Raw genomic sequence first — 23057 nt, forward strand, 5'->3', positions numbered from 1 at the left:
TAGAATGGCCTCTTGATCCCGTGGTGCCGTTGCCGATGTCCGCCTGTTTTCCGCTGTTCCCGCGTTGCCTGTACAGGACGCGCGCATGATCCTCGACCTGGTCCGCCATGCCGGCAACGGTCGCGATGAGTTCCTCGATGGCCGCAGCGATCCACCGCAGCTGGCCCGCCTGCCGCAGGAACTGGTCGATGCCTATGCCGCGCAGCCCTGGGAGCGGGTGATCAGTTCGCCGCGGCTGCGCTCGCTGCATACGGCAATGGCCCTGGCCACGCCGCGCGGGCTGGATGTGGAAGCAGACGAGGAATGGGAAGAGCTGGATTTCGGCGATTGGGACGGGCAGTCGCTGTTCGACCTGCCGGAGGATGCACTCGCTGCCTTCCACGCCGATCCGCATGCGTTCCCACCGCCGAACGGCGAAAGCTGGGGCCACTTCGAGCGGCGCATCGCGCGCGCGCTCGACCGCCTGCTGGACGAGGATGATCCGGTGCCGACGCTGGTGGTCAGCCATGGTGGCCCGCTGCGCATGGTGCTGTCGCAGGTCTGCGGCCTGCCGATGTCGCTGTGCTGGGCGCTGCGCATCGACCACGGCACGCGCCTGCGGGTATGGCTGGAACGTGGCGAAGCCGGGCTGGCAGGCGAGCTGCTGGAACTGCAGCAGCCGTAACCCCTCGGTAGTGCCGGCCGCTGGCCGGCAGCCCGAGGAACGTTGAAAGACCATGCAGTTGCCGGCCAGCGGCCGGCACTACCAGGCCGTCAATCCTCGTTCGCATCCTCGGCAACGCTGTCTTCAGCGTCATCGTCGGCATCGAAGCGCTGTTCGTGCACCGGGCCCGAGGCGGGGCCGGCCGCCTTCAGCGGATGCGCGGCGATGCGTGCTTCGTAATCCTGCACCAGCGCCTCACGCTGCGGCTCGCTCAGTTCCTGCCAGTGGCAGTCCAGCAACGCGCCTTCCAGCGAGTACAGCAGGTTCAGGCTGGGCTTGAAGCCGGCGCGCTTGACCTTGACGAAGGCGCCCACCGCACCGATCGCGACCAGATCCTCGCGGCTGCGCAGGCCGACCTGGCGCAGCCAGGCCGCGCTCTTGGGGCCGATGTTGCGCAGCTTGGGTGCGCTCATCCCAGCGCCTCGACGAATACCCGGGCGATGGCTTCCAGGCCGGCCTGGTCGTCGGCATCGAAGCGGCCGATCTTCGGGCTGTCGATGTCGAACACGCCGATCAGTTCATCACCGCGCAGCAGCGGAACCACCAGTTCCGAGCGCGAGGCCGAATCGCAGGCGATGTGGCCGGGGAAGGCATCGACGTCGTCCACGCGCTGGGTCACGCGCTGGCTGGCGGCGGCACCGCACACGCCCTTGTCCAGCGGGATGCGCACGCAGGCCGGCAGGCCCTGGAACGGGCCGACCACCAGTTCCTTGCCGTCGTACAGGTAGAAGCCCACCCAGTTCAGGTCGGGCAGGGCGTGGTAGACCAGTGCGGAGAGGTTGGCCGCGTTGGCGATGCGGTCGGACTCGGCGTAGACCAGGCCACGGGCCTGTTCCAGCAGCTGGGCGTATTGTTCCGGCTTGCTGCCGGTGAGCGAGGCGTTGGCGAACATGCCCGCAGTCTAGCAAGCGCGCCGGGCCGGCGATAATGCACGCTCTGTTGCCCTGTTGGAGCCCATCGATGCCGTTGCCCGCTACGCTGCCGCCCGCCCTGTTCATCACCGGCACCGACACCGAAATCGGCAAGACCGCGGCCAGCACCGCGCTGCTGCATGCGCTGCGCCGGCGCGGCCGGCGCGCGGTGGGCATGAAGCCGGTGGCCAGTGGCAGCGAAGACCTGGGGCAGGGCCTGCGCAACGAGGACGCGTTGGCCCTGCAGGCGGCCAGCTGGCCGGTGCCGGACTATGCCGATCTGAACCCGTACGCGCTGCGGCAGCCGCTGGCACCGGAGCTGGCCGCTGCCGAGGACGGCGTGCAGGTGGAACTGGCGCCGATCGTGGCCGCGTTCGCGCGATTGCGCGCGCAGGCCGACATCGTGGTGGTGGAGGGCGTCGGTGGGTGGCTGGCACCGGTCTCGGCCACGCTGGACCAGCTCGACCTGGTGCGAGCACTGCAGGTGCCGGTGCTGCTGGTGGTGGGCATGCGGCTGGGCTGCGTCAACCATGCGCGCCTGACCGCGCAGTCGCTGCAGGCCAGTGGCGTGGAGTGCCTGGGCTGGATTGGCAACCACATCGACCCGGCCATGCAGCGCCAGGACGAGAACATCGCCACGCTGCGGCAGCGGCTGCCGATGCCGTGCTGGGGACGGCTGCCCCATCTGCCGGGGGCGGACGGCGAAGCGCTGAGCGCGCACCTGCTCGATTGATCCGGGGTAGTGCCGGCCGCTGGCCGGCAACTGCATCCACCCGGTGATCCCGATGGTGCCGGCAAGCGGCCGGCACTACCGTGCTGCAGCCGCCAGCTCCCGTGCGATCGCACCCAGCCGCTCCACCGCACCGGTGAAGCGCGCATCCAGCGTCTGGCAGCACGACAGGCGCAGGCAGTGGCGATAGCGCGCACCGCGCGAATACACCTGGCCGGGCATGAACACGATGTCCTCCTGCAGCGCTCGCTCGAACAGCTCGCGCGTGTCCACGCCCGGCAGTTCCAGCCAGAGCAGGAAGCCGCCCTGCGGTTCGGTCGCGCGGGTCCCGGCCGGGAAGTGTTCGGCCACCAGCTGGCGCAGCCGTCCCACCTGTTCGCGGTACAGCCGGCGCATGCGGTGCAGGTGATGCTCGTAGCTGCCCGCCTCCAGATACGCCGCGACCGCATCGCCGAGCAGTTGTGGCTCGCCGCCGGTGGACTGGAATTTCAGCAGCGCGATGCGTTCGGCGAAGCGGCCGCCATCCAGCCAGCCGATGCGGTAATCCGGCGCCAGCGTCTTGGAAAAGCCTCCCACGACCATCACCCAGCCGTCGCGATCGAAGGCTTTCAGCAACGGGGCCGGTGGCTCGCAGAACTGCAGCTCGGCATACACCGCATCCTCTATCAGCGGCAGCTGGCGTGCATTGACCAGCTCGGCCAGGCGCTGCTTGGCGGCGGTCGGCATGGTACAGCCCAGCGGATTGTGCACGGTGGGCATCACCACCAGTGCGGCCAGCGGCGTGTGCTCCAGCATCGCCTCCAGCGCATCGACCTCCAGGCCGTGCTGCGGATGGGTGGGCAGCTCGATGGCCTGCAGGCCGAGGTTGGCCAGCAACGGGTACAGGTTGAAGTAGGAGGGCGCCTCGATGCCCACCGCGTCGCCCGGTTCGGTCACCGCGCGCAGGGCCAGCTGCAGGGCCTCCATCGCACCATGGGTCAACAGCAGGCGCTCGCTGTGGGTATGCAGCCCCATGCGCGGGCCACGCCGCACGATCTGCGCCAGCAGGCGTGGCGAGCCGTTCGGGCGTGCGTAGGTCTCCACCGTCTGCTGGCCATGGCGCAGCACCTGCGCGGTGTGACGGGCCAGCTGCGCGCCCGGGTAGAACTGCCGACCGCGCGGGCCGGCGAAGGCCAGGTCGACCACGCCCGGGCGGCGCTGTGCCTCCAGCACCCGCGCCATGAGTACCTGCTGCAGCGGTGCGGTCGGGGCCGAGGGCACATCGCGCAGTGACCGTTCCGGTACCGACAACCGCGGCGCCACCTCGAAGCCGGCCTTGGGCCGCGGAATCACCAGGCCGGCATCTTCCAGCTGGCGGTAGGCGGCAATCACGGTGTTCAGGCTGAGCCTGCGCTGCGAGGCCATCTGCCGCAGCGAGGGCAGGCGGCTGCCGACCGGAAGACGCCCGCCATGGATGGCCTCGGCCAGTTCATCGGACAGCCGCTGGTAGCGGGGAGGAATCATCGTGGCCTGGTCATCTGTATCCATCGAAGTTCCCGCCATCTGGTGCTGTACCCGTGATGATGGCGAGCCTAGCATGTCGTCGTCGGCCGGGCCTGATCGGGGCGTGGCCGGTATTTTCCAAGCGCACGGCTGGATGGCCGTGCGTCTTTTTTTGGATAGTGCCGGCCGCTGGCCGGCAATCCCTGGATCCGGAAAAGTGCGGTTGGCGGCCAGCGGCCGGCGCTACCCAGGTCGCTACCGCATCGGCACCAGCACCGCCTCGCGCCGGTACAGCGCCGGGAACTGCTTGGCCAGGGCCGCCAGCTTCGGTGCGTCGTAGTAGCGGATGTAGGCCGCCTGCGGGTAGTTGGTCATGTAGTTCTGGTGGTAACTCTCGGCCGGGTAGAAGCGCTGGCCGCTGACCAGCTGGGTGACGATCGGTGCGCGGTAGCTGCCGGCCTGGCCGAGCTGGGTGATGTAGGCGCGGCTGGCGGCCTGCTGGCGGGCGTCATCGCTGAAGATCGCCGAGCGGTACTGGCTGCCGTGGTCGGGCCCTTGGCGGTTGAGCTGGGTCGGGTCGTGCGCGACCGAGAAGAACACCTGCATCAGCTGCCCGTAGCTGACCTGGCGCGGGTCGTAGTCGATCTTCACTGCTTCGGCATGGCCGGTCTGGCCACCGCTGACGTGCTCATAACGCGCATTGGCCGCACTGCCACCGATATAGCCGGAGACCGCGTTGCTCACGCCCTTGACGTGCTGGAACACGCCCTGCACGCCCCAGAAGCAACCGCCGGCGAACACCACGCTGGCGTGGGTCGCGTCATCGCGGAACGCCGCATCACCGGTGGGGGCCGGCAGTGCCTGGATCTGCGCGCTGGCTTCGACCGGTGCCGCAGCCGCGCCGTGGTCGACCAGCAGCACGCCGGCAATCAAGGCCGTGGCCACCAGGCCGGCCACACCGGCGGCGATGCCCTGTTCAAAGGAGAGTTTCATCATGTCCTCCCGGTTCAACCGAAGGTGAAGGCATAGGCCTGCACGCCCGCATCGAGGAACTCGATCTCGAAGCGGTGCGGGCCGACCGTGCCGCGCTGGCGCACCAGCTGGTACAGGCGGTGCTCGTCGACCACGCCACTGCCATCGGCACCGACATCACTGCCGGCGTCGGCGGCGGGCAGCGGCTTGCCATCCAGCCAGACGCGGAAGCGCACCGGCGTTCCTTCCTGGCCCGGTGCCAGCACCAGGTGCAGGTCGCGGGCATGGAACTGGAAGGCGATGCGGCCGCCGGCCTGCTGCAGTTGTGCGGCCTCGTCGGTGATGGTCCAGCGCCCGGACAGTCCCCACTGGTTCAACGCCAGGCTGGCCGGCAGCGTGTAGTCGAACGCGGCGTCGCTGCGCTGCCCGCCGGGCGAGGCGAACTGCTCGGCACGGGCGTGGCCCAGGTAGGTTTCCGGCGAACGCAGGTTGCTCATGTCGGCCTGCGCGGCCACGCCCTTCAGCTCGGCGGCAGCGGGATCGGCGGGCGGCGGCAGGTTCGTCTGCCCGGCGTCGGCCAGCAGGCGACGGATCATCTGTTCCGAGCGCGCGTAGTTGCCTTCACCGAACTGGTGGCCGCGGATGTTGCCCTGTGCGTCGACGAAGTACTGCGCCGGCCAGTAGCGGTTGTTGAACGCGCGCCAGATCGTGTACTGGTTGTCCAGCGCCACCGGGTACTCGACCTTCAGCTGCTGCACCGCCTTCATCACGTTGCGCGGGTCACGCTCGAAGGCGAACTCCGGCGTGTGCACGCCGATCACCACCAGGCCGTGGTCGCGGTAGCGGCGCTCCCATTCGTGCACGAACGGCATCGCGCGCAGGCAGTTGATGCAGGAGTAGGTCCAGAAATCGATCAGCACGACCTTGCCGCGCAGCTGCTGGGCTGCCAGCGGGGGGCTGTTGAGCCAGCCGGTGGCACCGTCCAGCGCGGGCAAGGTGCCTTCCAACGGCAGCGGTGCATCGGCCGCGGCGTTGGCACCGGCCATCATCATCATCGGCGGTGCCGACGGCTGCGCGCCGGGTACCGCATCCAGCAGGCCCTGCTCGATGCGGGCGGTGCTGACCGTGGAAAGACGGGTCAGCAGGCCGGTATCCCAGCCCAGGCCGATCGCCACCACCGCCAGCAGGGCGGCCACGCCCAGCCCCTTGCGCAGCACATCGCCGAGGCCAAGCCGCGCCTGCAGCGCACGGAACACGCGGCCGCCGACCCACACCGCCAGCGCCAGCGCAGTGATCGCGCCCAGCGCATACGCCAGCAGCAGGGTGCTGGTCCCCACGCTGGCGCCATGCAGGGCGGCACCGGTCAGCACCAGGCCAAGGATCGGCCCCGCGCAGGGCGCCCACAGCAGGCCGGTGGCGATGCCGATCAGCAGCGATGTCCACGCACCGCTCCGTCCCGCCGCGTCGGCGGCATCGGCACGCGCGCTCAGGCGGGCGCCCACGCGCTGGAACGGTGCCAGCAGGTGGTCGGCCAGTCGCGGCCACAGCAGCGCCAGCGCGAACAGCGCCATCAGCAGCAGGGCGATCCAGCGTCCGACCTGGTTGGCCTGCGCCACCCACTGGCTGCCCACCGCGGCCAGGCTGGCAACCACGGTGAAGGTGAGCGCCATGCCCAGCAGCAGCGGCAGCGTGCTGCGCAGGAACGGTCGGTCGGCACGCGCGAACACGAACGGCAGCACCGGCAGGATGCACGGGCTGAGCAGGGTCAGCGCGCCCCCCAGGTAGGCAAGCAGCAACAGCAGCATGGTCAGGCTCCGGAAACAGGAGAAGAACCGACCGGCACCCGCCAGCCGTCGGCGGTGCCATCCGTGGCGCCGGGAACGAACACCATCGCCGCACCGTTCATGCAGTAGCGCAGCCCGGTCGGGCGCGGGCCGTCGTTGAACACGTGGCCGAGGTGGCCACCGCAGCGGCGGCAGTGCACCTCCACCCTCAGCATCCCGAAGGTCACGTCGCGGTCTTCGCCGATGGCGTTGTGCAGCGGTGCCCAGAAGCTGGGCCAGCCGGTGCCGCTCTCGAATTTGGTGGACGAGGAGAACAGCGGCAGCGCGCAGCCGGCGCAGGCGAAGGTGCCCTGCCGGTGCTCCTTGTTGAGCGGGCTGCTGTAGGGGCGCTCGGTCGCCTGCTGGCGCAGCACCGCGTACTGCGCCGGGGTCAGGCGCTGGCGCCACTCGGCATCGCTGTGCATGACCTCGAACTGTCGCGACGGGCGCGCTTCGGCGGCGGCCGGGGCGGCGCGGCTGCAGGCCCCCAGGCCGAGCAGGCCGGCGGCGGTGGCAACACCGCCCAGGCCCAGCAGATGGCGGCGGGACAGGGACATGGCGGACTCCGGGAAGGGGCGACGGGGCCATGCTGCGCCCGCCCGGGTCAACGAATCCTCACGCAGGATTCAATTTTTCGTGAGGTATCGGCGGCCGTCCCGCGCCACAATGCAGCCAGCCTCCCCGCTGGCCCCGAGTTGCCGATGTCGACCAAACGCGTGCTGATTGTTGAAGACGATGCCCACATCGCCGACCTGCTGCGCATGCACCTGGGCGATGAAGGCTACGAGGTCGCCCATGCCGCCAGCGGCGACGCCGGCCTGCGCCTGCTGGAGCAGGACGGCCCATGGGACGCACTGGTGCTGGACGTGATGCTGCCCGGCGTGGATGGCCTGCAGGTCTGCCAGCGTGCACGCGCGATGGCGCGTTACGTGCCGATCATCATCATCAGCGCGCGGGGCAGCGAAACGCAGCGCATCGTCGGCCTGGAGCTGGGCGCGGATGATTATCTGGCCAAGCCGTTCTCGATGCCGGAGCTGGTGGCGCGGGTGCGTGCGCTGTTGCGCCGCGCCGAGGCGATGGCACAGAGCGCGCGCATCGATGCCGGTGCGATCGAGCTGGGCGGGTTGCAGCTGGATCCGGTCGCGCGCACCGCCTCGGTGGATGGCAACACGCTGGAGCTGACCCCGCGCGAATTCGACCTGCTGCTGTTCTTCGCCCGTCACCCGGACCAGGTGTTCGCGCGCATGGAGCTGCTCAACCAGGTCTGGGGCTACCAGCACGACGGCTACGAGCACACGGTCAACACCCATATCAATCGCCTGCGCAGCAAGATCGAGCCCGACCCGGCCAACCCGCGGCGGTTGCTGACGGTGTGGGGTCGTGGCTACAAGCTGGTCGACCCGGCCGGGGCGGCCGCATGATCAAGCCGAACCTGTGGCAGAAGCTGGCGGTGGTGACCGCTGCGCTGATGCTGGCGTGCTGCATGGCGCTGCTGGCGCTGCAGATGCGGGCCAACACCCGCCACGAGCAGGAAGTCGTGCAGCGGCTGTCGCTGGGCCTGGCCGAACATATCGCGCAGCGCAGCGAGCTGATGGATACCAGCGGCATGCGCGATGCCGCGGTGCGCGCGCTGTTCGGCCAGCTGATGGCGGTCAACCCCAGCGTCGAGGTCTACCTGCTGGACGACCAGGGCCGCATCCTTGGCCACGATGCGCCCAGTGGGCACCTGGTGCGCACCCGGGTGGACGTGGCGCCGCTGCGCCGCTTGCTGGCGGGAGCACCGTTGCCGATCCTCGGCGATGACCCGCGCAGCGCCGATGGCCGCAAGGTGTTCAGTGCTGCACCGTTGATCGTTCAGGGCCGCCAGGCCGGTTATGTGTACGTGGTGCTGGTGGGCGAGCACCGGCAGATGCTGGCCGACGACCTCGCCGCCGGCAGCCAGTGGAACACCACGCTGTGGTCGGTGGCACTGGTTGGTGGCCTTGGCCTGCTGGCCGGGCTGGTGGCGTTCTACTGGGTGACACGCCCGCTGCGGCGGCTGACCCGGCGCATCCAGGCCTTCGACATCGATGCACCCACGCCACTGCCGCCCGCGGAGCCGCTGCGCCCGGGTGAGAGCGATGAACTGGTGATCCTCGAACATGCGCATGCGCAGATGGCGCAGCGGCTGGGCGAGCAGTGGCAGCAGCTGCGCCAGCAGGACCTGCAGCGCCGCGAGCTGGTGGCCAACATCTCGCACGACCTGCGCACGCCGTTGTCATCGCTGCACGGCTACCTGGAAACGCTGGCATTGAAGGATGCCACGCTGTCGCCGGACGAGCGGCGCCGTTATCTCGGCATCGCCCTGGCACAGAGTGCCAAGGTCGGCCGGCTGGCGCGTGCGCTGTTCGAGCTGGCGCGGCTGGAGCATGGCGAAGTGCGGCTGGAGTGGGAGGTGTTCGCACTGCCGGAGCTGCTGCAGGACGTGCTGCAGAAGTTCGAACTGGCGGCGCAGGCGCGTGGCCAGCAACTGCACGCGGCATTCCCGCCCGGCCTGCCGCCGGTGCGCGCCGACCTTGGCCTGGTCGAGCGGGTGCTGACCAACCTGCTCGACAACGCGCTGCGGCATGCACCCGAGGGCGGGCAGATCGAGGTGCGCCTGCGCGCAACCGATGACAGCGTGGAGGTGAGCGTGGCCGATGACGGTCCCGGGGTGGCCCCGGCACTGCGCACGCAGCTGTTCCAGGCACCGGCCGCGCTGGGTGCCCGGCGCGGCGAGAACGGCGGATTGGGCCTGTTGATCGTGCAGCGCATCGTGCAGCTGCATGGCCGGCGCATCGAACTGCGTGACAGTGCGCGCGGCGCGCTGTTCGTGTTTGCCTTGCCGCGGGCGGAACCGGCGGCCTAGCAGGCCGCTTCGCCCTCTGCGCTGCCGCCGCTCTCCAATGGCAGGTGCAGGCGGATGCAGGCCCCACCCAGCTCCGAATCGGTCACCTCGACGTGGCCACCGTGCTTGTCGGCCACCACCTGCACCAGTGCCAGGCCCAGGCCGAACCCGGGACTGCCCGGGTCCAGCCGCACGTAGGGTTGCAGCACCTGGCCGCGGAGCTCCGGTGCGATGCCGGGGCCGTCGTCCTCCACCTGTACGCACAGCCAGCCGTCGTTGACGGTGCTGGCAATGCGGATCTGCCGCCGCGCGTACCGCAGGGCATTGCCGAGCAGGTTGCGCAGCGCCAGTTCCAGCATGTGCCGGTTGACGTTGACCAGACCCACCGGCGACAGCGCCTGCTGCACCGGCATCGGCAACGGTGCGAACTGGGCGACCACGCCACGCACCAGTGCCGCCAGCTGCAGGCGCTGCCGGGTCAGCTGATGGCAGCGGCCCAGTGCGGCGTACTCGACGCCTGCATCGGTCAGGTGCTGCAGCCGGTCAACGTCGGTGCGCAGGCCGCCCAGCGCATCGCGCTGCACGTCGTCAAGTGCGCTGTCTTCCAGCTCGGCCAGGCCGAAACGCATCCGTGCCAGCGGCGTGCGCACTTCGTGCGCCACCGCCTGGGCCAGCACCCGCTGGCTTTCCAGCAGTTGCTGCAGCTGCTCGGCCATGTGGTTGAAGGCATTGGCCAGCGGCCGCACCAGTGCGGTGCCGGCGCGCGGCGCACGCGTGTCCAGCTGGCCGTCGCGCATGCGCCGCGCCGCCTGGGCCAGCTGCGAGACGTCGCGCCACAGCCGGTAGACCATCACGTACATCGGCAGCGCCACCGCCACCATCAGGATCAGCAGCAGGATCGCCACGCCGGACACTTCGCTGTCCTGCCACCCCTCATCGGGCAGTGCTTCGTCCAGCGGCCCCAGCATCACCGCGTAGTCGCTGTCACCGATGCGCTGCAGGCTGCGCATGTGCTCCAGGTCGATCTGCACGCGGCCGTTGTTGAACGGAGGGCGCTGGCTGGCCGGCAGCGCCTTCGCCGCCTCGGCCAGCGGCACCAGGCGCAGGGCATAGGCGAAATCAGCGTCGAGTTCGCGGGCCAGCGCCGGCCATTGCTCACGCGGGGTTTCGGCGAAGCGATGCTGCAGCAGCGCGTGCGTGCCGCGCATCTCGGCCTGCAGGCCCGCTTCGGTGCGATCTTCCAGCAGGGCATCCCAGGCCCACAGGCCCAGCACGATCAGCAACAGGTGGGCGAGCAGGAAGCCGATGCCGTAGCGCAGGAAGTGGAAGGCGTGGCCGCGCATCGCCGACGGCGTGCGCGTCATCCCCATGCCGAGCGGCTGAACAGATAGCCGCGGCCGCGGACGGTCTTGATCCGTTCCGGTTGCTCGGGGTTGTCGCCCAGCTTGCGGCGCAGGCGCGAGATGCGGGCATCGATCGAGCGGTCCAGGCCGTCGAAGGCGATCCCGCGCAGGCCGCGCAGCAGCGCATCGCGGTCGAGGATCTGGCCGGCGTTGCTGGCCAGCAGGAACAGCAGGTCGAACTCGGCCGTGGTCAGCTCCAGCAGGCCGCCCTGCAGGTGCACGTTGCGGGTGGAAGGGTCGATGTTCAGCTCGCCGAAGCGCAGGCTGCCGTCACGCGGCTCGACCCGGCGGTGCCGGCGCAGGTGGGCACGCAACCGGGCCAGCAGCACCCGTGGCTCGATCGGTTTGCCGATGTAATCGTCGGCCCCCAGTTCCAGGCCCAGCACCTGGTCGATGTTGTCGGTGCGGGCGGTCAGCACGCAGATGATGCCGTCATAGTGAGGCCGGATCTGCCGACACACTTCGAAACCATCCTGGTCGGGCAGGCCGACATCGAGCAGCACCAGCGCCGGCTTTTCGGCCAGGATCCGGGCCACTGCGCGCTCGCCGCTGCGTTCATGGGCGACCTGGTAGCCATGCCGCTGCAGGTAGTCACTGACCATCGTTCCCAGGCGGGCATCGTCTTCGACCAGTACGATATCCAGCATTTCCAAGGCCTCCGTGGACGCAAACGTACCGCCACGGCACGAGCGCGGCGATGCTATCCCAGCCGTCGGGCCGCCCGGGTCCCGGGGGCGGGCGCCATTCAGCCGGGGTTGCTGGCGCTCCGGCCGGTTCTCAGTCCCGGCAACGACTTGCCGCCCAGCATAGCCTGCCGCTGTTACAAAACGTTACCTTCGTGATACGGCTGGTGACGATCGCTGACAGCAAAGCGACTGACGCAGCGGGGCCTGCGGCCGAGCATGGAGTCTCCTCCGCTCCGCGTGCCGTCCTCATGTCGCCCGCCGCCCGCTGCCTGTTCAACCCACCCCGCCGCTGCCACTGCCGAGGCGCCCGATGAGCGGCGTGGTCGGGGCCTGGCTGCCGCCCGCCGAGGACGAGCAGCTGCTGCAGCAGCTGGCACCGATGCTGCGTGCCCTGCAGCAGCGTGGCCGTGGCCGCATCGGCTACTGGACCGACGCCGAGGCAGGCCTCGCGCTGGGCCACTGCCGGGCGCCGGCCGATACGCCGTTGCAGCCGCTCAGCTCGGACTGCGGTCGCTACGTGCTGTGCCTGGACGGCCGCCTGTACAACCGCGGTGACCTGCAGGCGCAGTTGCGCGACCTGCCACGTAGTTGCAGCGATGCGCGGCTGCTGCTGCAGGCGATCGTCGAATGGGGTGTGCAGCGGGCGCTGTCGCGCATCGAGGGTGCCTTCGGCTTCAGCGTCTGGGACCGGGAGGCGCGCGTGCTGTGGCTGGCCCGTGATCCGGTGGGCGAGCGGCCGCTGTATTACGGCTGGTACCAGGGCCAGTTCCTGTTCGCCTCGGAGTTGAAGGCGCTGCAGGCCTTCGCCGGTTTCGCGCCGAGCATCGATCAGGACGCGCTGAGCCTGTTGCTGCGCCATGACTACGTGCCGGCACCGCATACCATCTACCGCGGCATCCACAAGCTGGTGGCCGGCGCGATGCTGCGCATCGATCTCAGTGACCACGCCGCAGGTCACTCCAGCCATGCCGCGCAGGGTGGCGCGCGTTACTGGTGCGCGCGCGACGCGATGCAGAGCGCGCTGCAGCAACCGCTGCAGCCGGCGCCGAGCCTGGAACAGGCCACCGACCAGCTGGAAGCAGCACTGCAGAAGGCGATCGCGGCGCGCATGCACTCGCCACTGGCCTGCGGCGCGTTCCTGTCCGGCGGCACCGATTCCTCGCTGGTGACGGCAATGATGCAGGCCCAGTCGACCCTGCCGATCGAGGCGTGGACCGTCGGCTTCGACGATCCGGGGCATGACGAGAGCGACTGGGCGTCGCAGGTCGCGCGTCACCTGGGGGTGCAGCACCACCTGCACCGCATGGATGCGCGCCAGGGCCTGGACCTGCTGCAGCGCCTGCCGCAGGTCTGGTGCGAACCCTTCGCCGACGCTTCACAGCTGCCGACGTTGCTGGCCAGTGAACTGCTGGGGGCGCGCAAGCCGGTCGCGCTGACCGGTGACGGTGGCGATGAGCTGTTCTTCGGCCACCCCAGCTATGGCCGCGCGCTGCGCAATGCGCGCCTGTGCGGCGGCCTGCCGGACTGGGTACGCGACCTGGCGCGGCGCAGCGGCAATCGCTTGAACGCCGAGCGCGGTCGCCTCGGTGGCTGGCGTGCGCTGGTGGCCGAGGTCGCTGCCAACGATGTGGAGGGGCATTACCTGCAGCGGGTGACCCGCTGGCGACAGCCGGCCCAGGTCGTGCTGGGTGCGCGTGAGCCGCTGACGATCTTCCAGCAGCAGGACACGGCGCTGCCGGCCGAGGCGCGCATCCAGCTGCTGGATTTCCGCATGGACCTGGCCGAGGGCATCCTGGCCAAGGTCGACCGTGCGGGCATGGCGGCGGGTGTCGAGACCCGTGCGCCACTACTGGACATGGAGGTGGTGCGCCTGGCGTGGCGCCTGCCGCAGCACCTGAAGTACCACGATGGGGAACACAAGCGGATCCTCAAGCACCTGCTGGCGCGCTATCTGCCGGAACCGCTGGTGTACCGCCCCAAGCGCGGCTTCGGCCCACCGATGGCGCGCTGGCTGGCGGGGCCGTTGCGTGACTGGGCGGAGGCACTGCTGGACCCGCAGCTGCTGCGCAACCAGGGCTGCTTCGATGCGGTGCGCGTGCGGGGCATCTGGGAGGCGTTCCTGCGCGGCGAGCGCAAGTGGCACACGCACCTGTGGAACGTGTTGATGTTCCAGGCGTGGCACCAGCATTGGCATGGTGGCCGCGGGCGCTGAGGCTCCTTCGCGGATTGTTCTGCGTGGCGCAGGGCGGATGCCCTTGCGTACGAATGTCCTCCGGCGCCGGCCGTTGGCCGTCACCTCCCCCTTTACTTCGTACGCAAGGGCATCCGCCCGGCGTTCGGAGTTCGTCGGCGCTTCCTTGAAAGGCGGCCGCGCGTGCTGCGCTCTCCTCACCGCACGCCGAGCCTCGTCGGGGCGGGCAGGGGTCTGGGCAAAGTAAAGGAGGAGGTGACGGCCAACGGCCGGCGCCGGGGGACATTTGCCCAAACCCCTGCCTGCTCCGGCGGGGCCCTTCAGCCGCAGAGACGTCGGGCGAAGACGCACTTCGATACCCAAACGCCAGGCAAAAAAAGACCCGGCAGAGGGAGGGATCTGCCGGGTCCGGATTGCGTGGGGGGAGGGACCCACGCAATGAGCGTTGCGTCGCGTCAGTGGTTGTTCGCGTCCGCCGTTGATTCGTTGTAGCCCTGCACCAGTTCGGACCAGGCCTTGCTGGCCTGCAGGCCGAGACCGACCACGTCCTGCTGTGCCTGTCCCAGTCGCTGCAGGTTGTCCTGCCACAGCTGTGCACCCCTGGAGAGCGTCCCGGCCGCATCCTCGCCGCGGGCCAGTTCGCCGAGCCAGCCGCCGGTCGCGGTCAGGTTGCGCTCCATCACCTTCAGCTGCACGCCGAACACGCTTTCTGCGTTCTCCAACGCCAACCGGTTCGCCCGCGTTGCGGCGGCGGCGAGCTGGCGGGTGGCATCACTGAAGCGATCGCTGAAGGCGGCGGCCATGGGGGCATCAGGGAGTGGCTTGATGCAATGCAGCATACGCCGTTGATGCGGCAATGCAACAAAAATTACAAAGGCGCCCGAGGCGCCTTTGAAAACCCTTTCAGATCAGTGGGTTGATCAGGGGGTGGGCCCGCGGTAGCGACAGCCGGACGTGCAGGTTTCGTGCACGGTGATCTCGCTCAGCGCCGGCAGGCTGGGTTTGAGTTCGTTCCAGATCCACACCGCCAGGTTCTCGCTGGTCGGGTTCTCCAGGCCGGGGATGTCGTTGAGGTAGTGGTGGTCCAGGCGGTCGTAGATCGGCTGGAAAGCCGCCTTCACGTCGCCGAAGTCCATGATCCAGCCGGTCTGCGCACCGGGTTCGCCCTCGACCTTCAGTTCCACCCGGAACGAGTGGCCGTGCAGGCGCGCGCACTTGTGCCCCGGCGGCACGTTGGGGAGGCGGTGCGCCGCCTCGAGCATGAAGACTTTGAAGATTTCCATGACGCGATTGTACGCCGCGGGCTGCCGGGCAGCCCGGGTGTGCCCCGGTCTTTCGTGAATAAATTCTTTTCATCCGGATGAAGAGATGATAGTTTCTCTTATATCCGTATGAAGAGATGTTATTGGCCGGACCCGGCCAGGCATGGACTACTGCGGAACTTCGTCGCCCTTACCACCTCCCCCACATCGTCATGCCCAAGCACACCCTGCTCGTGGCGGCCCTGGCCGTCGCTCTGGCCGCGCCTTTGTCCGCCGCCGCCGAAACCTCCGCCGACGCCGTTGGCGACGCCAATACCCTGGCCGCCGTGCGCGTCACCGGTTCCAACATCAAGCGCACCGACACCGAGGCCTCCAACCCGGTCCAGGTGATCGGCCGCCAGCAGCTGGAACAGACCGGCAAGGCCACCGTGGCCGACGTGCTGCGCTCGATCTCGGCCAACACCGGCAACGCTGCCAACGAAACCACCAACAACGGCTGGGCGTCCGGCTCGGCCGGCATCGGCCTGCGTGGCCTGTCGCAGAAGAACACGCTGGTGCTGCTCAACGGCCGTCGCCTGGCCAACTACGGTTTCCCGGCCGGCGGCCTGTCCGACACCTTCGTCGATCTCAACGCGCTGCCGCTGGTCGCGGTCGAGCGCATCGAAGTGCTCAAGGACGGCGCCTCCGCGGTGTACGGTTCCGACGCCGTGGCCGGCGTGGTCAACATCATCACCCGGCAGAACTTCGAAGGTGCCGAGATCGGCGGCAGCTTCGGCGGTGCCGACCAGGGCGGCCTGCACGAGCAGAACCTGAAGTTCGTCGGTGGCCTCGGTGATCTGGACACCGACGGCTACAACATCCTCTTCAGCCTGCAGGGCTACAACCGCGAGCGCCTGGACCAGGACGAACGCAATCTGACCAAGAGCGGCATCTACACCGACAAGCCCGGTGGCCGCTGGAACGGCTGGTCGGCCAAGGGCGCGCGCTACCTGGTCAACGGCGTGTCGGTGCCGATGCTCGATGCCAACGGCAACTGCCCGGCCGGCACCACCCGCGTTGCCAGCGCGCCGATCGATGGCCTGTCCGGTGATACCTGCGGCTTCAACCAGGCGCCGTTCACCACGCTGATTCCCTCGACCAAGCGCTACCAGGCCTATGCCAACGGCACCTTCCGCCTGAACGACAACGTCGAGGCCTTTGGCGAAGTGCTGTACAGCCAGATCAAGAGCGCCGCCTGGTTCGGTAGCAGCCCGTTCTTTACCCTGGAAAGCGGCCGCTTCGCGTTGAACGCCAACAGCGGCCTGGCCGAGCCGGTGTCGTCGCTGCTGCCGGCCAACAACCCGTACAACCCGTACGGCCGCGCGATTCCGATCGAATACACCTTCTTCGACCTCGGTGGCACCATCAAGACCAACCGCTCCACGGCCTACCGCGGTGTGTTCGGCCTGCGCGGCACCGCCGCGAACTGGGACTGGGAAGTGGCCGCGTTCGGTGCACGCAGCAGCGAGCGAGAGAGCGTGTCCGGCGGCTTCGCCAATCGCTGGGCGCTGGCCGATGCGCTGGCCACGGGCAGCTACAACCTGTTGAACCCGGCGGCCACGCCGCAGTCGGTGCGTGATTCGATCAACATCGCCACACTGCGCCCGGCCGAATCCAAACTGCAGGGCGTCGACGCGAAGATCTCCGGCAGCCTGGGCCACACCTGGGCGGGTGAGATCGGCTTCGCGGCCGGTGCCGAATGGCGCCGCGAGAAGCTCGATTCCAACAACCCGTGGCAGATCGATGCCGGCCTGCAGGTGCGCCCGGCCATCGCCGAGGTGCATGGCCAGCGCCAGGTCACTGCCGCCTACGCCGAAGTGAATGTGCCGCTGGCCTCGACGCTGGAGCTGTCGGCCGCCGCGCGCGCCGACCACTACGACGATTTCGGCGATGCGTTCTCGCCGAAGATCGGCCTGCGCTGGCAGCCGCTGGATGTCCTGCTGGTGCGCGCCTCGGCGTCGAAGGGCTTCCGCGCGCCGTCGCTGTCGGAAAACTCCAACAGCACCAGCATCGCCTATGGCAGCGTGGTCGATCCGCGTGATCCGGACGTGCCGGGCTCGCGCCAGAGCCCGACCTTCTTCACCGTCGGCAACAACGCACTGAAGCCGGAGCGAACCAAGAGCGTGAACTTCGGCGTGGTGCTGTCGCCGTGGGCCAACACCAACCTCAGCGTGGACTACTACCGGATCCAGCTGGACAACCTGGTCGGCACCAACAACACCCAGACCCTGGTCAACGACAACGTGGCCGGCGCCGTGCAGCGCGACGAGCGCGGCAAGCTGCAGGCGGTCTACAACCGCTACCAGAACCTGAGCGAACTGAAGACCTCGGGCATCGACGTCGAGCTGCGCCAGCGCATCCCGACCGCTGCACTCGGCGACTTCACCGTGTCCTCGGCCTACACCCACGTGCGCGACTACCGTCGCCCGACCGTGGTCGGCGGCCCGCTGGTCGACTACGCCGGCAGCAACCTCGGCGCAACGCTGCCCAAGGACAAGGCCACCACCACGCTGGACTGGAAGTACGGCGACTTCAACGCCGCGGTGACCTGGTACTACACCAGCAGCTACCGGCAGGAGGCCAGCACCGCCGCCAAGGCCGTGCAGCAGCGCGTCGGCAGCTACAGCCAGTACGACCTGTACCTGGGCTACACCGGCATCGACAAGCTGACGCTGTACGCCAAGGTGCAGAACCTGGCCGACAAGACGCCGCCGTACGACGCCTCGTTCCCGGGCATCCGCGCGCCCTACGACTTCAGCCAGTACGACCTGCGCGGCCGCTACTTCACGCTGGGCTTCGATTACCGCTTCTGATCCATCCGCCGCGGCCGGTCTCTTCAGGGAGCCGGCCGCGCGACCGTCTGCCGTTGTGTCCTGGGAGTCACCGTGTCCTTGCATCGTCGTGCCGTTCTTCCGTTGCTGATCGCCGCCGCCACCGCACTGTCCTCGCCACCGCCGGCGCAGGCACAGAGCGCCTACTTCTTCCCGCAGGCCACCGAGGCAGCGGCATTTGATACGGCCATTCCCACGCCGGAACAGTTCCTCGGTTACCCGATCGGCAGCCGTTACACCCGGCACGACCAGCTGGTGGCGTACTTCCAGGAACTGGCCAAGCGCTCGGACAAGATCAGCGTGCGCGAGATCGGCCGCAGCTATGAAGGTCGCCCGCTGTTGATCGCCACGGTGACCGCCGCCAGCAACCACGCACGCCTGGAACAGCTGCGCCAGCAGCACGCGACCCTGGCCGACCCGGCGCAGCCGCGCAGCGCTGCAGGGGACAGCCCGGTGGTGGTGTGGCTGGGTTACAGCGTGCATGGCAACGAGACCTCCAGTGCCGAGGCGGCGATGCTGACGGCGTACTACCTGGTGGCCAACCGCAGTGCCGAGACCCAGCAGTGGCTGCAGCAGGCGGTGGTGCTGTTCGACCCGGCACAGAATCCGGATGGCCGCGATCGCGCCGCCAACTGGCACAACGCCTGGGCCTCCGATCCAGCCTCTGCCGACCCGGCTGACAAGGAGCACGTCGAGCCGTTCCCGCAGGGCCGCACCAACCACTACTTCACCGATCTCAACCGCGACTGGCTGGCGCTGACCCAGCAGGACTCGCGGCCGAAGGTGGAGGTATTCCACCAGTGGTACCCGAACGTGCAGATCGACTTTCACGAGATGGGCAAGGACAGCACCTACTATTTCGAGCCCTCGCCGAAGAGCATGCACAGCCCGCTGATCCCGGCGGCCTCGTATGAATTCAACAAGACCCTGGCCAGGTACCACGCGCAGGCATTGGATGCGCTGGGTTCGCTGTACTACACCGGCGAGAACTTCGACAACTTCTCGCCGGTGTACGGCTCTACCTATCCGGACTTCCATGGCGCCGTCGGCGTGACCGTCGAACAGGCCAGCTCGCGTGGCCGCGTGCAGGAATCGGTGAACGGCCTGCTGACCTTCCCGTTCACCATCCGCAACCAGGTCGCCACCGGGCTGGGCACCGTGCGCGGCGCGGTGGCCGAGCGCAGCGGCCTGTTCGACCTGCAGAAGCAGTTCTTCCAGAGCGCGCTGAAGCAGGCCGCACAGCAGCCGGTGAAGAGCTTCGTGTTCGGTGATGCGCATGATCCGGCCCTGACCCGCCGCCTGCTGGAACTGTTGTTGCTGCATCGCATCGACGTGCGCGCTCTGGATCGTGCCGTCACTGTCGATGGGCAGCGCTTCGAGGCCGGCAGCGCCTACGTGGTGCCGGTCCAACAGGCGCAGTTCCGCCTGGTGCATTCGATCTTTGCCGAGACGCCGCCGATCAAGGGGGATGTGTTCTACGGCAGCACCAGCTATGCAATCGCACCGGCCTACGGCGTGGCCTTCGCCGGCAGCCGCAGCCGTATCGAAGGCGGTGCACGCGTGACCGCGCTGCCGGCGGAGCAGGGCGCGGTGCTGGGCGGCCAGGCCGGATTCGCCTATGCGATCGACTGGCGCGACTACAACGCCGGGCGCGTGCTGGCCGCATTGCAGGACAAGGGGGTGAACGCACGCGCCGCGTTCCAGCCGTTCACCACCGCGACCGCGCAGGGAGACGTCAGCTTCGCCGCCGGCAGCCTGGTGATTCCGGTGGCCGGACAGGCACTGCAGGGCGCGGCGTTGCTTGAGGCGGTGACCTCCGCCGCGCGCGCTGCCGGCGTGCAGGTGCATGCATTGTCCAGCGGGCGCAGCCGCGAGGGCATCGACCTCGGCAGTGACGGCGTGAAAGCGTTGCGCAAGCCTGCGGTCGCGCTGGTGATGGGCGAGGGCGTGGCCGCCACCGAGATCGGATCGGCGTGGTTCCTGCTCGACCAGCAGCTGCGTCTGCCGGCCAGCAAGCTGGACCCCCAGCAGCTGGGCAAGATGCCGCTGGATCGCTACACCACGATCGTGCTGTCCGGTGGCACCTACACAGGCATCGATGCCACGGCGGTGGCTGCCCTGAAGCGCTGGGTCCGGGCCGGTGGTTCACTGGTGACCTACGGCAGTGCCTCGAAGTGGGCGATCGAGCAGAAGCTGGCCGATGGCGAGACGCTTGGCAAGGAAGAAGACGCGGCTGATGCAAGCCGCCGCGCGTTCGGTGACCAGCGTGACATCGCCGCGATCGAACGGGTCAGCGGCAACATCCTCAGCGCCGACGTGGATACCAGCCATCCGCTGGCGTTCGGCGTGCCGCGCCGGCAACTGGCGGTCAACAAGGAAAACACGGTGACGTTGCAGCCGAGTACGAATCCGTTCTCGACGGTGGTGCGCATCGACGCGCCTCCACGGGTGAACGGCTATCTGTCCGAGCGCAACCGCACGCGTGTGGCAGGCAGTGCGTGGTTGCTGGTATCGGCGCAGGGGCAGGGCAACGTGGTGCTGTTTGCCGATGACCCGGCGCATCGCAAGTACTGGCATGGCACGGATCGCCTGCTGATCAACGCGATCTTCTTCGGGAATCTGGTGAATCCGAGCAAGGCGCGGGGTTGAGGGGCTGCGCGCCTTGTTGACACGTGTGGGGAGGCCGGGCGGGCTGCGCGTGTTTTGCACCCACTGCCTTGCGCCGCCCCAAGCCAAACCATCCGCGTGCTTTCGCCCACGGTAGCCGGCAAAAAAAAGGACGGCGCGTCAGCGCCGTCCCTTGATAGCCCCCGCGCAGCGGGAAGCACCCTCCCTGCCAGCCGAGATCAGCCGGCGCGACCGCCGCCGCCGCCCTGGCCGCGGCCGCGGCCGCCACCGTTACCACCACCGCCGCGGCGCTGGCCCTGGCCGGCGCCTGCGCCTGCACGCTGCTGGCCGTTGCCACCGCCTTCGCGACGGCCGCCACCGGCCTTCTTCGGCCCGGCATGTGCATGGCGCGGCGCATCGCCGTGCGGACGGCGCGCGTGGCTCTTGCGCGGTGCACGCTCGCCGGTATCGTGCTCGGCCTTGCCCGGTGCACTGTTGCCCCAGCGGATCGGCGTCTGCAGCTCGAAGCCCGGCACATCGCGGATATCCATGTCGCGGCCCAGCAGGCGCACGATCGCGCGCAGCAGCTTCACCTCATCCTGCGCCACCAGCGAGATCGCCTGGCCGGTCGCGCCATTGCGGCCGGTACGGCCGATGCGGTGCACGTAGTCCTCGGCCACCATCGGCAGGTCGAAGTTGATCACCTTCGGCAGCTCGTTGATGTCGATGCCACGCGCGGCGATGTCGGTCGCCACCAGCACCGTCACGCGGCCGGCCTTGAAGTCGCCCAGCGCACGCAGGCGCTGGCCCTGGCTCTTGTTGCCGTGGATGGCCGCCGTCTTGATGCCCGACTTTTCCAGGAAGGTGGCCAGCTTGTCACTGCCGTGCTTGGTGCGGGCGAACACCAGGGTCTGCTCGCGGCTGTCCTGCGCCAGCAGGTGCAGCAGCAGGTCGCGCTTGCGGCCGGCATCGACCGGATGCACGCGGTGGGTGATGGTTTCGGCCACGGTGTTCTTCGGCGTTACCTGGATCTGCTCCGGGTTGCGCATGAACTCCAGCGCCAGCTGGCGGATGTTGTCCTCGAAGGTGGCCGAGAACAGCAGGGTCTGGCGGTTCTGCTTCGGCAGCTTGGCCAGGATGCGCTTGATCGACGGCAGGAAGCCCATGTCGAGCATGCGGTCGGCTTCGTCCAGCACCAGCAGTTCGATGCCGGACAGGTCGACGCTGCGACGCTCCAGGTGATCGATCAGGCGGCCCGGGCAGGCCACCAGCAGGTCCACGCCACGGCGCAGGATATCCAGCTGGTTGCCCATGCCGACGCCGCCATAGATGCAGGCGCTGGGGATGCGCAGGTACTTGCTGTAGCCGCGCAGGCTGTCATGCACCTGGGTGGCCAGTTCGCGGGTCGGGGCCAGGATCAGCGCGCGCGGCTTGCGCGGGCCGCTGCGCACTTCCTGCGAGGCGGTGCCCAGGTGCTGCAGCAGCGGCAGGCCGAAAGCGGCGGTCTTGCCGGTGCCGGTCTGTGCGCCGGCCAGCAGGTCGCGACCGGCCAGCGCCAGCGGGATCGCCTGCTGCTGGATCGGGGTCGGGTTTTCGTAACCCTGCTCGGCAAGCGCACGCAGCAGGAAGGGCGCCAGGCCCAGCGATTCAAAAGACATTGAGATTGCTCCAGGTACAAGAAACGCCTGACCGAACGGACAGGCGGGGGCAGATCAAACTGATCGGCTGACTCGGAGCGTTCCCGTGAACCGCGCTGCGAGAATTGGGTGCAGCCGGCACGAAGCGCAGGCTGGAATGCGTGACGAACGGCGTCGGAGTGGGGGCGGGCGAAGAGGGCGGACCCTGGTCGCCGGCGGTCCCGGAGGGAAACGGACGGCCGCTGCAGACCCTGCAAGTCTAAACGATGTTTGAGACTTCACGCAAAAAGGCCTGTTCAGGTAGGTGGGGTCTCTGCAGGGCTGCGCCCTGCACCTGCAGAGGCCAGGGCAACGGCAACGGCAAAAGCTGATTTCCTGTGGGATGGCGGGGTGGGTCCGGTGGCAGGGGACGCTGCAAGTACGTCCATGTAAGCTCGGTCGCCGCATCCATGCGGCTCACGCCCCTGCCACCGGACCCACCCCGCCTTCGACAGTTTCCTGCGATCTGTCGGAATGGCATGGGGTCAGATCCGTTTTCCGCAGGAAAACGGATCTGACCCCGGAATTTCATTCGATATCTGACAGGTTTCATCCACGCATGGCGTGCATCTACTGGCCACCGGCCCACTGTCGAAGGCGGGGTACTGTGGGTTTGCGGGGTGTGAGCGGCATGGATGCCGCGACCAAGCCCCCACGGATGGGTTTACGGCGTCCCCGCAAACCCACAGTGCCTCGCCATTCCACGGAATGTCCGCTGTTGCTGTTGCATCGGCCGTCGCCTTGGCTTGAAGCAGGTGCAGGGCTGCAAGCCCTGCCGACCCCCCCACTACGGTAGGGTGGGCCGATGCCGCGCTGCAGCTTGGCGTCGCCGCAGATTTGATTACACTTGAAACTTGTTTGCCCACGACTCCGGA

General features: G+C 68.6%; 18 protein-coding genes. 7 read left to right on the plus strand and 11 right to left on the minus strand.

Going from position 1 to position 23057, the window contains the following annotated elements; genetic code table 11:
- The first annotated feature begins 85 nt into the window (after positions 1 to 85).
- Complete coding sequence (locus BLS66_RS06985) at positions 86 to 664, plus strand: histidine phosphatase family protein (protein ID WP_049465051.1); 579 nt, start codon at positions 86 to 88, stop codon at positions 662 to 664.
- An 89-nt stretch (positions 665 to 753) separates the two neighbouring features.
- On the opposite strand, the gene BLS66_RS06990 is transcribed toward BLS66_RS06985, so the two are convergent.
- Both BLS66_RS06990 and BLS66_RS06995 read right to left on the minus strand, forming a co-directional pair.
- Complete coding sequence (locus tag BLS66_RS06990) at positions 754 to 1116, minus strand: TfoX/Sxy family protein (RefSeq protein ID WP_074725508.1); 363 nt, start codon at positions 1114 to 1116, stop codon at positions 754 to 756.
- Positions 1113 to 1595 (minus strand): GAF domain-containing protein, encoded by a 483-nt coding sequence (locus BLS66_RS06995; RefSeq protein ID WP_032959222.1) that lies wholly within the window; start codon positions 1593 to 1595, stop codon positions 1113 to 1115. The genes BLS66_RS06990 and BLS66_RS06995 overlap by 4 nt, the downstream gene beginning before the upstream one ends.
- A 68-nt stretch (positions 1596 to 1663) precedes the next feature.
- Between BLS66_RS06995 and bioD the strand changes: the two genes are divergently transcribed.
- On the plus strand, positions 1664 to 2347 hold the full coding sequence (bioD, locus tag BLS66_RS07000) for a dethiobiotin synthase (protein WP_074725509.1): 684 nt from the start codon (positions 1664 to 1666) through the stop codon (positions 2345 to 2347).
- A 75-nt stretch (positions 2348 to 2422) separates the two neighbouring features.
- Here the strand turns inward: bioD and BLS66_RS07005 are convergent, their stop codons facing one another.
- The 4 genes from BLS66_RS07005 to msrB form a co-directional block, all read right to left on the minus strand.
- Entirely contained in the window at positions 2423 to 3871 is a 1449-nt protein-coding gene (locus BLS66_RS07005) for an aminotransferase-like domain-containing protein (RefSeq protein WP_049465057.1), read from the minus strand.
- 210 nt (positions 3872 to 4081) lie between these two features.
- Positions 4082 to 4819 (minus strand): peptide-methionine (S)-S-oxide reductase MsrA, encoded by a 738-nt coding sequence (msrA, locus tag BLS66_RS07010; protein ID WP_049465073.1) that lies wholly within the window; start codon positions 4817 to 4819, stop codon positions 4082 to 4084.
- A 14-nt stretch (positions 4820 to 4833) separates the two neighbouring features.
- Positions 4834 to 6603: a cytochrome c biogenesis protein DipZ gene (locus tag BLS66_RS07015; protein WP_074725510.1), complete on the minus strand. Its 1770-nt coding sequence runs from the start codon at positions 6601 to 6603 to the stop codon at positions 4834 to 4836.
- Positions 6604 to 6605: 2 nt separating this feature from the next.
- On the minus strand, positions 6606 to 7178 hold the full coding sequence (gene msrB / locus BLS66_RS07020) for a peptide-methionine (R)-S-oxide reductase MsrB (protein ID WP_074725511.1): 573 nt from the start codon (positions 7176 to 7178) through the stop codon (positions 6606 to 6608).
- A gap of 144 nt (positions 7179 to 7322) precedes the next feature.
- Between msrB and BLS66_RS07025 the strand changes: the two genes are divergently transcribed.
- Positions 7323 to 8042 (plus strand): response regulator transcription factor, encoded by a 720-nt coding sequence (locus tag BLS66_RS07025; RefSeq protein ID WP_053462082.1) that lies wholly within the window; start codon positions 7323 to 7325, stop codon positions 8040 to 8042.
- Positions 8039 to 9508, plus strand: a complete 1470-nt coding sequence (locus BLS66_RS07030) for a sensor histidine kinase (RefSeq protein WP_074725512.1) — start codon at positions 8039 to 8041, stop codon at positions 9506 to 9508. Before BLS66_RS07025 ends, BLS66_RS07030 begins: the two co-directional genes overlap by 4 nt.
- Here BLS66_RS07030 and BLS66_RS07035 read toward each other — a convergent pair.
- Entirely contained in the window at positions 9505 to 10851 is a 1347-nt protein-coding gene (locus BLS66_RS07035) for an ATP-binding protein (protein ID WP_074725513.1), read from the minus strand. The genes BLS66_RS07030 and BLS66_RS07035 overlap by 4 nt on opposite strands.
- Positions 10848 to 11537, minus strand: a complete 690-nt coding sequence (locus BLS66_RS07040) for a winged helix-turn-helix domain-containing protein (protein WP_010484092.1) — start codon at positions 11535 to 11537, stop codon at positions 10848 to 10850. The genes BLS66_RS07035 and BLS66_RS07040 overlap by 4 nt, the downstream gene beginning before the upstream one ends.
- A gap of 349 nt (positions 11538 to 11886) precedes the next feature.
- Between BLS66_RS07040 and asnB the strand changes: the two genes are divergently transcribed.
- Positions 11887 to 13788 (plus strand): asparagine synthase (glutamine-hydrolyzing), encoded by a 1902-nt coding sequence (asnB, locus tag BLS66_RS07045; RefSeq protein WP_074725514.1) that lies wholly within the window; start codon positions 11887 to 11889, stop codon positions 13786 to 13788.
- Between the two features lie 434 nt (positions 13789 to 14222).
- On the opposite strand, the gene BLS66_RS07050 is transcribed toward asnB, so the two are convergent.
- Together BLS66_RS07050 and queD are read right to left on the minus strand one after the other, a co-directional pair.
- Complete coding sequence (locus BLS66_RS07050; RefSeq protein ID WP_049466358.1) at positions 14223 to 14570, minus strand: phasin family protein; 348 nt, start codon at positions 14568 to 14570, stop codon at positions 14223 to 14225.
- Between the two features lie 117 nt (positions 14571 to 14687).
- On the minus strand, positions 14688 to 15050 hold the full coding sequence (queD, locus tag BLS66_RS07055) for a 6-carboxytetrahydropterin synthase QueD (protein WP_057494087.1): 363 nt from the start codon (positions 15048 to 15050) through the stop codon (positions 14688 to 14690).
- Between the two features lie 191 nt (positions 15051 to 15241).
- Between queD and BLS66_RS07060 the strand changes: the two genes are divergently transcribed.
- Together BLS66_RS07060 and BLS66_RS07065 are read left to right on the plus strand one after the other, a co-directional pair.
- Positions 15242 to 17881 (plus strand): TonB-dependent receptor plug domain-containing protein, encoded by a 2640-nt coding sequence (locus BLS66_RS07060; RefSeq protein ID WP_057494088.1) that lies wholly within the window; start codon positions 15242 to 15244, stop codon positions 17879 to 17881.
- Positions 17882 to 17953: 72 nt separating this feature from the next.
- Positions 17954 to 20548: a M14 family zinc carboxypeptidase gene (locus BLS66_RS07065; RefSeq protein WP_074725515.1), complete on the plus strand. Its 2595-nt coding sequence runs from the start codon at positions 17954 to 17956 to the stop codon at positions 20546 to 20548.
- Between the two features lie 197 nt (positions 20549 to 20745).
- On the opposite strand, the gene BLS66_RS07070 is transcribed toward BLS66_RS07065, so the two are convergent.
- Positions 20746 to 22164 (minus strand): DEAD/DEAH box helicase, encoded by a 1419-nt coding sequence (locus BLS66_RS07070; protein ID WP_057494090.1) that lies wholly within the window; start codon positions 22162 to 22164, stop codon positions 20746 to 20748.
- Positions 22165 to 23057 lie beyond the last annotated feature (893 nt).

Source organism: Stenotrophomonas pavanii (assembly GCF_900101175.1).
Lineage (GTDB): Bacteria > Pseudomonadota > Gammaproteobacteria > Xanthomonadales > Xanthomonadaceae > Stenotrophomonas > Stenotrophomonas pavanii.